We start from the raw sequence: 12,472 nt of genomic DNA, 5'->3' as shown, positions 1-12,472 counted from the left end.
TAGGAAAAACTGACAGATGAACCGCCTGCTTGAAGCTGAACTGATCTATGGACGGTTGCTCGATATTTCCGAGCCGCATCTGATCGCGCGCTACAACAAGGCGCTCGAAGGCTTCGGCCTGCGTCCAACGGCGCTGCCGCAGTTCAGCATCGACATGACCGGGTTTTCGCCCGAGATCGCCGAGGAGCTGGGGGATCGTGACTATCTCGATCCGAACCGGGTCAACCGTCGTTTCATCATCATGACGCCGGAACAGGCGGAGCTGCCGTGCGTGCACACGAGCTTCTCCAATACCGCCGCGCTGATGCACGAGTTCTTCAACGCCAACAGCCGTGCGATCAACGCCATCACCATCAAGGATGCGCTCTATGGCGAGATCGAGGATTCGGTCTCGGTCGTAAACGACATTGACGATCTCTTGTCGATCAACGAGGTGCGCTTCCGGGTGCTGTCGGCCGAGGACATGCTCGGCAAGGCGGCCGAACTGCGCGGGCTCGTCGACCGCTTGAAGAAGGTGCCGACGGCCTGGGCCGACGACGAGATGCTGACGCGCATGGTCGAGCTTGCCAAGCAGACCGGCGACATCCGACAGAACGCGCTGGTGCCGGATCAGCTCGTCTTCCGCCATGAGGCGTTCTGGGCCAACCATTTCGGCGGCGTCTACATCTTCCTTGACCACAAGACGACGACGGTCATCTGCGACCCTTCCGTGCCGGGCTTCCGCCGTTCGCGCCCTTGGCAGGTGAGCTACATCGCCATCAACGATCACGCCCGGATCTACGACTTCCTCGCCTCAACCAAGCGGCTGCAACTGCCGCAGGCGTCCTGGGTCGAGGAGTCAGGGCTTTATCAGCACCGCGCCGACATGGTGGTGCGTGGGCTGATCAACGAGAGCGATCCGACGGCCGATCTTGCCAGTGCCGACCGGATCTGGCTGCAGACCTGGATGCACCGGTATGCCGCCGCGGTCGCGAAAGACGGCGCCTATCCGTTCCTGCAGGAGATGATCCGCACGGTCGCTGCGACCGGCACGATCAAGATGCAGGACGTGGCGCCGGCAAACCGCTTCATGCTGGTGCGCGCCGCACCGGCCCATCCGGACCAGTGGCTGGTCAACCGGCTGATATCCCAGCTCGTGCCTCGCGATTTCGTATCGCGTTTCGTTTTCGACAAGCAGGGCTTCTACGACGCCTACGAGCGTTATAGCGAAAGCTTCAAGGCCTATGTTGTGGCGACGCTGACCGGCACATATCTGAAAGACAAGGCGGCTTTCCGCCACAAGCTTTACGGCCTCAGAGAGGAATAGGACATGTTCGACCCGATCGTTGCGTTTTTCCAGCGTGTCTTTACCGCGATCGGCCGCGGCATCGGGCTCGCCGTCGCCTGGCTGCTCTGGCCATTTATCGCGGTCGGCAACTGGTATCGTCAGCGCAGCTGGATCATCAAGGGACCGATCGGCATCGTCCTGCTCGGCCTGATCCTGTTCTACGGTTACTTCATCTGGCAGACCCAGGCCTGGACGAACTTCAACGAAGACTATGTCGATCGCTACAAGCTGGCCGAACGCAAGGTGCCCGCCGGCTCGCCGATGAGCGGCCCCGGTACCACTTCGACAGGCCAGTCGGCGACCGGCGGCGCCAGCAATCTTGCGGGCGTGGCCAAGCAGCCGGTGGAATCGACGCCCGAGGCGCTGGCCGCCGTGCAGCTGCCGGCAGGCACCGTCTGCCAGACCTCGGCGATCGTTGATGTCACGGCTGACTTGATCGACTTCAACGTCAACGAGAATGCCTGGATCTCGTCGATGCTGCTCTACAAGCTCGGCTTCTTCGGTCTCGATTGGGATGACACGCCCTGGCTCGACAACAAGGCGTCGTTCCAGCGCGGGGTCAACCAGGCGATCCGCCGCACCTCGGTGGAGCTCGTCGATTCGCTCGGTCGCATGCGTGGCACCTCGGGCATCAACAACGCCCTGCAGAGCGCGCGCGGCAACATGCAGTTCGATGAAGAGACCTGGTATTTCGGCATCAATCCGTTCGGCCCGAAGACGCCGACGCCGAGCTTCTACCGGGCGGCGATGAAGGATCTGAGATCGTTCAACACGACGCTCAGCAAGTGCGAGGCGATCTTTGACGGCCGCTCGGATAACCTCGTCGAATTCCTCGACCGTGTCGCCAACGACCTCGGCAACACCTCGGCGATCCTGCGCGAGCGCTCCGAAAACCACAATGGCGGCTGGTTCGACACGCGCGCCGACGATCGCTTCTGGTTCGCCTATGGCCAGCTCTACGGTTACTACGGCATCCTTTCGGCTGCCGGTGCCGACTTCGACAATGTGGTTGCCCAGCGCGGCCTGCTGCCGATCTGGACGGAAACGATTAAGCAACTGCGCGCGGCGCTGCGCATCCAGCCCTGGATCATTTCCAACGGTGAGGAAGCCGGGTGGATCATGCCGACGCATCTGGCGACCATGGGCTTCTATACGTTGCGGGTGCGCTCCAACATCGTGGAAATGCGCGACATTCTCGCCCGATAAGGCAGACGACGAGGTGGCCGGCCGCCAAAGGGCGGCCGCCGCCGATCTTGAGTTAGCGGGATGTGGCGGAAGCCGCAGACACGTCTTCTCCTCCCGCTTACTGCATGTGTCCTTTGATCGTGTTCGATCAAAGGACACATGCAGCAAATCAAAGTGCTACAGCGACCTTTGAGCGTCTGATGAGACGCGCGGCGCTGTAGGCATTGCGAACCGCGCTTTGGAAGGCGTGGACGAAAACGAGACCCTGGGGAGGGGACATGTCATGACGGAGGTCAAGTCCGATATCGAGATTGCGCGCGCGGCGAAGAAGAAGCCGATCCTGGAGATCGGCGCGACGCTCGGCATACCGGCGGAAGATCTGCTGCCCTACGGCCACGACAAGGCGAAGATCGGCGCGGATTTCATCGCAAGGCAGCGCGAAAAGAAGAACGGCCATCTGATCCTGGTGACGGCGATCAACCCGACGCCGGCGGGCGAAGGCAAGACGACGACGACTGTCGGCCTCGGCGACGGGCTCAACCGCATCGGCAAGAAGGCGATCGTCTGCATCCGCGAGGCCTCGCTCGGACCCTGCTTCGGCGTCAAGGGCGGTGCTGCCGGCGGCGGCTATGCGCAGGTGGTGCCGATGGAGGATATGAACCTCCACTTCACCGGCGACTTCCACGCGATCACCTCGGCGCACAATCTGCTGGCGGCGCTGATCGACAACCACATCTACTGGGGCAACGAGCAGAACATCGACATCCGCCGCATCGCCTGGCGACGGGTGATGGACATGAACGACCGGGCGCTGCGCAGCATCGTCGGCTCGCTCGGCGGGGTTGCCAACGGCTATCCGCGCGAAACCGGTTTCGACATCACCGTCGCCTCCGAGGTCATGGCGATCCTGTGCCTGTCGCGGGATTTGAAGGATCTGGAGCAGCGGCTCGGCAACATCATCATCGCATACCGCCGCGACAAGAGCCCGGTGTTTGCGCGCGACATCAAGGCCGATGGCGCAATGACCGTGCTGCTCAAGGACGCGATGCAGCCGAACCTGGTACAAACGCTCGAAAACAATCCTGCCTTCGTGCATGGCGGTCCCTTCGCCAACATCGCTCATGGCTGCAACTCGGTGGTCGCGACGACGACGGCGCTGAAGCTAGCCGATTTCGTCGTGACCGAAGCGGGGTTCGGCGCCGATCTCGGGGCGGAAAAATTCTTCGACATCAAGTGCCGGAAGGCCGGGCTGAAGCCCGATGCCGCGGTGCTGGTTGCGACCGTTCGCGCGATCAAGATGAACGGCGGCGTCAAGAAGGACGACCTCGGCCGGGAAAACCTGGAGGCGCTGCGCAAGGGCTGCGCCAATCTCGGCCGGCATGTGCAGAACGTCAAGAAATTCGGCGTTCCCGTCATCGTCGCGATCAACCACTTCACCTCCGATACCGAGGCCGAAGTGCAGGCGATCAAGGACTATGTGGCGACGCTCGGTGCCGAAGCCGTGCTTTGCCGCCATTGGGCCGAAGGCTCGGCCGGCATCGAGGAACTCGCGGTGAAGGTGGCGGCACTTGCCGAGGGCGGACACTCGCAGTTCTCGCCGCTTTATCCCGACGACATGTCGCTCTTTCACAAGATCGAGACGATCGCCAAGGACATCTACCATGCGAGCGAAGTGATCGCCGACAAGTCGGTGCGCGACCAACTGCGCAGTTGGGAGGATCAGGGCTACGGCCATCTGCCGATCTGCATGGCAAAGACGCAGTATTCCTTCTCGACCGATCCGAACCTGCGCGGTGCGCCGACAGGCCATGCGGTGCCGATCCGCGAAGTGCGGCTGGCCGCCGGCGCCGGCTTCATCGTGGTGATCACCGGCGAGATCATGACGATGCCCGGCCTGCCGAAGGTGCCCTCGTCGGAAAAGATCTTCCTCAACGAGCAGGGCTACATCGAGGGGCTGTTCTAGAGCATGTCGCGTAAAAGTGCGCAGCGGTTTTGCGATTACGACATGCAACAAATCAATAACTTAAAACGCTTCCTGCCTGCCTGAAAAACAACGCCGCGCATCCGGGTGTATGCGCGGCGTTGCTGTGTCCGGGTTTTATCGCGGCGGAAGCTAGGCGGTGAGGCTGAGGAAGTCCGCCTTGCCGACCCGGACGCCGTTGTGGCGCAGGATGTCGTAGGCGGTCGTCAGGTGGAAGTAGAAGTTCGGCAGCACGAATTTCTGCAGGTATTCCTCACCCGTGAGCGTCACTTTCAGCGTCGGGAAATTGAGCACGACCTCGCGGCTGTCGCTGTCTTCGAGATCATCAGGGCTGACCGTTTCGAGGAAGGCAACGGTCTTGGCGATGCGCTGGCGCAGCTCGTCCAGGGTCTTTTCCTCGTCGGCAAAGCGGGGCACTTCGATCGACGTCAGTCGGCCGACGAGACCCTTGCTCGTGTCGCTGACACGCTGCACCTGACCGGCAAGTGTCAGCATATCGGGCGCCAGCCGGGCGTTGACGAGATCATCCGTGGAGATGCCTTTTTCCCGGGCGAAAGCCTCTGCCTTGTCGAGCAGCCTGGTAAGGACACCAAGGCCGCGAACGAGTGCGGGAATGGAGAGCTGGTACATCGTCAATGCCATGACAGATTTCCTTGAGAAGGGGCGCAAAACGGGTGGATTTTCCTCGCGCCGTATTTGGGAGCAGGGGCGGGCTCCTGCAAGGCGCGCGGCCCGGTATCTTTTGGGCTATGGGATGCTTGCGGGAGACGTTAGGACGCAGGCGCCTGTCTCTCGCCAGGACACGGTGGTCTCGTGCATTGATCGGCGCAGGAACGCATCAAGGACGCCACGATGACGCCAGAGGAACTTCAGGCCTATCTTCATAACCACATCCCGCTGTCGGCGGCGATGCAGGTACGGGTGGATACGGTGAGTGACGATCATGTGCTGCTCTCCGCACCGCTTGCGCCCAACATCAACCACCGCGAAACGGTGTTCGGCGGCAGCGCCTCGGCGCTCGCGATCCTGTCGGCCTGGTCGCTTCTGCATGTGCGCTTGCGCCAAAGCGGGGTGGCGGCGCGGTTGGTGATCCAGAGCAACCGGATGGATTATCTGAAGCCGGTGGTCGGTGCCTTCTCCGCACGCTCGTCGCTGGCGGACGCCGGGCAATGGCCGGGCTTTCTGCGATTGCTCGAACGTCGAGGCAAGGCGCGGGCCGTGGTCGTTGCCGACCTCCTCGATGGCGACACCTTGGCCGGTCGCTTCGAGGGCGAGTTTGTCGCCCTTGGCTACGGAAACGCCTGACCGCGTCAGCGCAAGGAGACTCATTCCTAGCGGCAGTAGCGGTAGTCGTTGCGGCGTTCGATGACGTCGAGATGCAGGTGCGTCTCGTGGGCGGCGTCGCTGCCGGGGTCGAGCACGGTCTTGAAGTAGAGGCAGGCGGACGCGGTGACCGCGCGCTGGAACGCGCCGTCCATGGTGCCGTCCTCGTCGCGCGGCTGGATGGCGATCGTCGTGCCGTTGCTCAATGTGAAGGAGGCGATGTCGACGGCGTTGCCGTGCGCATGCTCGGAGATCTTGCCCGTCGTCGCATTGTTGCGCAGACGGCAGATATAGGTCGATGCCTGGTTCAGGGCCTTGATTTTGATGGTTTTGTCGAAGGCGACTTCTGCGGCCGGCTGGGCGGTCTCCTTGGTCCAGCGCGCCAGCGCCAGCGCGGTTTCGCAGCGCATCAGCCCCTTGGGTGCGAGCGTGACGTCGGGCAGAATGCTGGTGACCTCCAGCGGCTTGTCGATGCCGCAGCCCTTGCCGTCGTCGATGCGCTTGGCTTCGTCGAAGGTCGCGCCGATTGCTTTCAGATCGGCGACGCATTTTGCATAGTCGGCGGCATTCTCCGCCTCTACCGGCGGATAGACGATCGGCGCGGGTTTTTCTTCTTTCTTCTCGTCGGCGGGCTGGCCCTTTCCGTCCGTGCCTGGCTTTTGATCCCCGGCCGCTCCACCACTCCCGTCCTTGGGCTTTGGCTGTGGCACGGGCTGTTCGTCGCCAGCCGGCACCTCTGGCTTATCGGCCTTGCCACCGACCGTGGGCGTCGCCGGTTTCTCTTCGGGTGTTGGAGCAGCCTCTTTTTCTCCCGCCTCGCTTGGCGGCTTTTTTAGCGGGATCGGTCCGGATTTCGGCAGGCTGGCGCCGGTGAGGATCAGGAGTGACAGCAGGATCAAGGGAAAAGAGCGACGCATCCGGTTCCTTTCTCGTGCCCCCGCAGCGGGGCCTGGAAGGAAGGGAACGCACGGAACAGGATCTGGTTTCATCCGGCCTTCGGCGAAAGCGTTGCAGTTTGGCAACGCCTCGAATTGGCACGACCCCATAAATTGTGGGGACTGCCTTTGTATGTTGACAAGAACACTCATGTTTTTTATGCGGCATAAATGAGGCGACGACATGTCGCGCCGCTCTAGAATCTACCGCCCAGCCAGCCCCTTGAGTTCGCCGCTCAACAGCAAGCCCGGCCTCCGAAAATCAAAGGATTGGTCCATGCTCACCCGGCATCGTCGCCTGGCTCTCTTGGCTTGCACGACAACATTTGCACTTTCCGCGGCAACCCTCGCATTCGCGCAGAGCGCGACAACCCAGGCCAAGCCGGAAGAGAAAAAGGCCGAGGAGACCAAGGCCGGCGAAACCTACCTCTCTCCGATCGTGGCGAAGGGCTCGCGCACGAGCGATCCTTATGCCAAGGCCGGCCCGGTTAGCGTCGTCACCTCGGACCAGATCGATCTGCAGTCGGGCCAGGAAACCGACGACCTTCTGCGCGGCGTTCCGGGAACGTCGACGGCGAACAATCCACAGAACCCGGGTGTTGCTGTCAACATTCGTGGCTTTGAAGGGTCCGGCCGCGTCAACATGATGATCGACGGCGTTCGTCAGAACTTCCGGTTCACCGGTCACGAAGCCCAGGGCTTTGCCTATTTCGATCCGGCGTTCCTGTCCGAAATTGACGTGACGCGCGGCGCCGTCACCGGGGTCGGCGGTGGCGCGCTCGCCGGTTCCGTCAATTTCAAGACCTATGACGTCGAGGACCTGATCCAGGACGGCAAGAACTATGGCGGTATCGCATCGGCAACCTATGGCACGAACGGCGCCGGATGGTCGGAGTCGCTGATCGGCGCCTATCGTTTCAACGATGTCTTCTCGGTGCTTGGCGGTATCAGCAAGGCCGATCCCGGCAACTACGACAACGGCAACGGCGTCGAGGTTCCCTTCACCGAGGAGGATCTTCTCTCGGGCCTCTTGAAGTTTGAAGTGACGCCGGACAAGGACCACACGTTCAAGCTTACCGGCGTCACCTACGACAACGACTTCTTCGCGAACTCCTATTTCCAGAACGTGAAGAACCAGACGGTTTCGGCCAGCTACGCCTACACGCCGGACAACGAACTCATCGACTTCCGTGCCAATGCCTATTGGAACCGGCTGAAGATGAAGTACGACACCGACATTCGCGGCGGCGGCACGGCGGCCGGTCGTCGCATCACTGACACCGGCAAGGGCTTTGACATCTCGAACACCTCGCTGTTCGATCTTGGCGACGTTGCCGTGAAGGCGAACTACGGCGTCGAGTACTTCCGCGACGATTACGATGTCATCAACAGCACGGCCCGGCCGGGCGCAGGCGTCAACGGTAGCGGCACCAATGCCACCACCGGCGTCTTCAGCAACACGACTTTCACCTATGGCATGTTGGATCTGACGGCTGGCCTCAGGTGGGATCACTTCAGCCTCGATGGCTCCGGCGCCGTCGTTGCCGGCAACCCGATCGGCCTTCCGGCCGGGCCCTACACGGTCGACAAGTCCGATGGCCGCCTCAACCCGAGCGTCACGGTCGCGCTCAATCCGACGGACTGGTTCCAGCCCTACGTGACCTACGCGGAAACCTCGCGTTCGCCGACGGTCAACGAGACCTTTGCCGGCGGCACCCATCCGGGTCCTTCGGGCCAGTCGTTCTTCCCCAATCCGTTCCTCGAGCCGGAAACGTCCAAGGGCTGGGAAATCGGTGCGAACTTCGCCTTCGACGGCCTGCTCGACTCGAGCGACAGCCTGCGGGTGAAGGCCAACTACTTCCATAACCGCATCGACAACTACATCACCGCCGTCCTGCTCAACGGTGGTCGCCAGATCTTCTTCGCCAACACCCCGGGCACGTCGACCGTCCAGGGCTTCGAACTACAGGCGGCCTACGATGCCGGCTACGTCTTCGGTGACCTTGCCTATACCTACACCGACAGCAAGCTGCCGAGCCAGGTCAACGGCTTCGGCGTCCAGAGCTACCTGCCTGAAAACATCATCAGCGCAACGCTCGGCGCCCGTTTCCTCGAGGACCAGCGCCTTTCGGTCGGTACGCGTCTCTATGCCGTTTCGAACGCCTATGTCGGCGAAATCAATCGCACGCCGCCGAACGTGCCTGGCTACGGTCTGGTGGACCTTTTCGCCAACTACAAGTTCGAAAACGGCTTCGAAGTCACGGCGCAGGTCACGAACCTGTTCGACAAGACCTACACGCCGTCGTCGAGCACGATCGCCGGCAGCACGATCGATACCGGCCGCGGCCGCACGTTCCTGGTGACGGCTAAGGCGAAGTTCTGATAGGGTCAGATCAATTCCAGTCGGGCGGCTCTTCGGAGCCGCCTCTTTTTTTTGGCGCAACCGTGACGATGGGCGCCGCTTTCCCGCTTGCGCACGGCGGCAACCCAAGCTAACACTTTCGCCCATGGAAAACGCACGCAACATTTCGATCTGGTGGTGGGCTCGCTGAAGCGGCCTTGACCAGTCATGCGTGATTGAGAGATGAAGCCGCCCGGAGATTTCGAGGCGGCTTTTTTGTATCCAGGCCGCTCAAGGACCGGGCTTTTACGGAGCGAGGCGAATGGCAACGGTAATTCTCGAGGACGGCTCGGAGAGCTATACTACCAAGGGCGGCATCACGGTGACGCGCCGCCGGCGGGAGGCGTCCTATGGCCAGGCGATCGCGAGCTATGTGGACAAGCTCGACGAGCGCCGCGGCGCAGTGTTCTCCTCCAACTACGAATATCCCGGCCGTTACACCCGGTGGGACACGGCCGTCGTCGATCCGCCGCTCGGCATTTCCTCCTTCGGTCGTTCGCTCTGGATCGAGGCCTATAACGGCCGCGGCGAAGTGCTGCTTGCGATCATCGCCGAGCACCTGAAGACCGTCGCCGACATCACGCTCGGTGCTTCGACCAGCCGCCGCCTGGATCTGACGATCAACGCACCGGATCGCGTCTTCACCGAAGAAGAGCGCTCGAAGATGCCGACGGTGTTCAGCGTCTTGCGCGCCGTCACCAACCTCTTCCATTCGGCCGAGGATGCGAGCCTCGGGCTCTACGGCGCTTTCGGCTACGACCTTGCCTTCCAGTTCGATGCGATCGACCTGAAGCTCAAGCGTCCCGACGACCAGCGCGACATGGTGCTGTTCCTGCCGGACGAGATCCTCGTCGTCGACCATTATGCGGCGAAGGCCTGGATCGACCGCTACGATTTCGCCAAGGACGGCAAGACCACCGAGGGCAGGGCGGAAGAGATCGCCAGCGAGCCCTTCAAGACCGTCGACACCATCCCGCCGCATGGCGACCATCATCCGGGCGAATATGCCGAACTCGTCGTCAAGGCGAAGGAGAGCTTCCGCCGCGGCGACCTGTTCGAAGTCGTGCCCGGCCAGAAATTCTACGAGCGCTGCGAAAGCAAGCCGTCGGAGATTTCCAACCGGCTGAAGGCGATCAATCCGTCGCCCTATTCCTTCTTCATCAATCTCGGAAATCAGGAGTATCTCGTCGGCGCGTCGCCGGAAATGTTCGTGCGCGTTTCGGGCCGCCGCATCGAGACCTGCCCGATCTCCGGCACGATCAAGCGCGGCGACGATCCGATTGCCGACAGCGAGCAGATCCTGAAGCTGCTCAATTCGAAGAAGGACGAGTCCGAACTCACCATGTGCTCGGACGTCGACCGCAACGACAAGAGCCGCGTCTGCGTGCCTGGCTCGGTCAAAGTCATCGGCCGCCGCCAGATCGAGATGTATTCGCGCCTGATCCACACCGTTGATCATATTGAAGGGCGCCTGCGCGACGACATGGACGCCTTCGACGGCTTCCTCAGCCACGCCTGGGCCGTCACCGTCACCGGTGCGCCAAAACTCTGGGCCATGCGCTTCATCGAAAGCCATGAGAAGAGCCCGCGCGCATGGTATGGTGGCGCCATCGGCATGGTCGGCTTCAACGGCGACATGAACACCGGCCTGACGCTGCGCACGATCCGCATCAAGGATGGTATCGCCGAGGTCAGGGCAGGGGCGACGCTGCTGTACGATTCAAACCCGGAAGAAGAAGAAGCCGAAACCGAACTGAAGGCCTCCGCCATGATCGCTGCCATTCGCGATGCGAGATCCGCCAATGCCGGCAAGGCCGGTCGCGACGTTGCCGCGGTCGGCGCCGGCGTCAACATCCTGCTGGTCGATCATGAGGACAGCTTCGTTCATACGCTCGCAAACTATTTCCGCCAGACGGGGGCGACCGTCACAACGGTGCGCACGCCGGTGGCCGAAGAGATCTTCGATCGGGTGAAGCCGGACCTGGTCGTGCTTTCGCCCGGACCGGGCAACCCCAAGGATTTCGACTGCAAGGCGACGATCAAGAAGGCGCGGGCGCGCGACCTGCCGATCTTCGGTGTCTGCCTCGGCCTGCAGGCGCTGGCCGAAGCATATGGCGGCGATCTGCGCCAACTGGCGATCCCGATGCACGGCAAGCCGTCGCGCATCCGGGTGCTGGAGCCGGGCATCGTCTTTTCCGGTCTCGGCAAGGAGGTGACGGTCGGCCGCTACCATTCGATCTTTGCCGATCCGGCAAGCCTGCCTTCCGACTTCATGATCACCGCCGAAAGCGAAGACGGCACGATCATGGGCATTGAGCACACCAAGGAACCGGTGGCGGCGGTGCAATTCCACCCGGAATCGATCATGACGCTCGGCGGCGACGCCGGCATGCGGATGATCGAGAACGTCGTGGCGCATCTCGCCAAGCGCGCCAAGGTCAAGGCCGCCTGATATTCCAGACCACGGAAGCGGTGCGTCGGCGCTGCTTCCGGTCGCGCGGCCGTTTGCTGGAGGTCCCATGACGGGAAAGGACGGCATGGCAGACGATACGCCCTTGAGCGGAGGCGGCCGCACGGCCGTCAGCCGCAGGGGCTCCATCGTGCTTCGGGAAACCGGGACGTGGGCGCCTTCCGTGCACGCGCTGCTGCGGCATTTCGAGGCCACCGGCTTTGACGGTGCGCCGCGCGTCGTCGGCTCCGGCTTCGACGACCATGGCCGCGAAATGCTGACCTATGTCGAGGGCGACATCCTCAATCCCGCACCCTGGTCGGACGCGGCGATCTTCGCGCTCGGGCGGCTGACGCGGAAGATGCATGACGCCGCCGCATCCTTTCAGGTTCCGGCGCAGGCGAACTGGCGCCCCTGGTTCGGGCGCACGGTCGGCACGGCCGATATCGCCGGCCATTGCGATGCGGCCCCGTGGAACATCGTTTCGCGCGACGGTCTTCCGGCCGCGTTCATCGACTGGGAGGCGGCCGGGCCCGTCGATCGCCTGACCGAGCTTGCGATGGTCGCCTGGAACAATGCCCAGCTTTATGACGACGGCGTTGCCGAGATGAACGGCCTGGCCGATGCTGCCTCAAGGATGCGGCAGGTGCGTCTCTTTGCCGACGGCTACGGCCTTGATGCGGGCGAGCGCCGCCGCCTTGCGGATCGGATCATCGTCTTTGCCGCCGAGAGCGCGGCCAACGAGGCCTTCGAACTCGATATCCGCCCGGAAAGCGAACACGTGCCGCGCGTCTGGGGCATCGCCTGGCAGGCCCGCAGCGTTGCGTGGATTTTGCGCAACCGCGCGATGCTCGACGCTGCCCTTTCCTGA

General features: G+C 62.6%; 10 protein-coding genes. 8 read left to right on the top strand and 2 right to left on the bottom strand.

What is annotated here, in order from left to right; all coding sequences use genetic code 11:
* The first annotated feature begins 16 nt into the window (after positions 1-16).
* From L981_RS22050 to L981_RS22040, 3 genes are all read left to right on the top strand, one after another.
* Positions 17-1,306 carry a DUF6638 family protein gene (locus tag L981_RS22050; RefSeq protein WP_043621086.1) on the top strand — a complete coding sequence of 430 codons (1,290 nt, stop codon included), beginning with the start codon at positions 17-19 and terminating at the stop codon, positions 1,304-1,306.
* Between the two features lie 3 nt (positions 1,307-1,309).
* Complete coding sequence (locus L981_RS22045) at positions 1,310-2,533, top strand: DUF2333 family protein (protein WP_043621083.1); 1,224 nt, start codon at positions 1,310-1,312, stop codon at positions 2,531-2,533.
* A 262-nt stretch (positions 2,534-2,795) separates the two neighbouring features.
* Positions 2,796-4,475 (top strand): formate--tetrahydrofolate ligase, encoded by a 1,680-nt coding sequence (locus tag L981_RS22040; protein ID WP_043621079.1) that lies wholly within the window; start codon positions 2,796-2,798, stop codon positions 4,473-4,475.
* 150 nt (positions 4,476-4,625) lie between these two features.
* Here the strand turns inward: L981_RS22040 and L981_RS22035 are convergent, their stop codons facing one another.
* Positions 4,626-5,135: a DUF1993 family protein gene (locus tag L981_RS22035; RefSeq protein WP_043621076.1), complete on the bottom strand. Its 510-nt coding sequence runs from the start codon at positions 5,133-5,135 to the stop codon at positions 4,626-4,628.
* 210 nt (positions 5,136-5,345) lie between these two features.
* Between L981_RS22035 and L981_RS22030 the strand changes: the two genes are divergently transcribed.
* Positions 5,346-5,798, top strand: coding sequence for a thioesterase domain-containing protein (locus L981_RS22030; protein ID WP_043621073.1), 453 nt, complete (start codon positions 5,346-5,348; stop codon positions 5,796-5,798).
* A gap of 26 nt (positions 5,799-5,824) precedes the next feature.
* Here L981_RS22030 and L981_RS22025 read toward each other — a convergent pair whose 3' ends face one another.
* On the bottom strand, positions 5,825-6,733 hold the full coding sequence (locus L981_RS22025; protein ID WP_043621070.1) for an extensin family protein: 909 nt from the start codon (positions 6,731-6,733) through the stop codon (positions 5,825-5,827).
* 295 nt (positions 6,734-7,028) lie between these two features.
* Between L981_RS22025 and L981_RS22020 the strand changes: the two genes are divergently transcribed.
* The 4 genes from L981_RS22020 to L981_RS22010 all read left to right on the top strand — a co-directional run bounded on the left by L981_RS22020 (position 7,029) and on the right by L981_RS22010 (position 12,472).
* Positions 7,029-9,134: a TonB-dependent receptor domain-containing protein gene (locus L981_RS22020; RefSeq protein WP_043621067.1), complete on the top strand. Its 2,106-nt coding sequence runs from the start codon at positions 7,029-7,031 to the stop codon at positions 9,132-9,134.
* Positions 9,135-9,258: 124 nt separating this feature from the next.
* Positions 9,259-9,303: a trpE operon leader peptide TrpLE gene (gene trpLE, locus L981_RS35205; RefSeq protein WP_178385070.1), complete on the top strand. Its 45-nt coding sequence runs from the start codon at positions 9,259-9,261 to the stop codon at positions 9,301-9,303.
* Between the two features lie 111 nt (positions 9,304-9,414).
* Complete coding sequence (locus L981_RS22015) at positions 9,415-11,604, top strand: anthranilate synthase (protein ID WP_043621065.1); 2,190 nt, start codon at positions 9,415-9,417, stop codon at positions 11,602-11,604.
* A 67-nt stretch (positions 11,605-11,671) separates the two neighbouring features.
* Entirely contained in the window at positions 11,672-12,472 is an 801-nt protein-coding gene (locus L981_RS22010) for a phosphotransferase (protein ID WP_245281685.1), read from the top strand.

Source organism: Ensifer sp. ZNC0028 (assembly GCF_000799055.1).
In the GTDB taxonomy this organism is placed as follows: domain Bacteria; phylum Pseudomonadota; class Alphaproteobacteria; order Rhizobiales; family Rhizobiaceae; genus Ensifer.
Note: the sequence above shows the minus strand (reverse complement) of the source record. Positions and strands in the feature narration are given on the sequence as shown.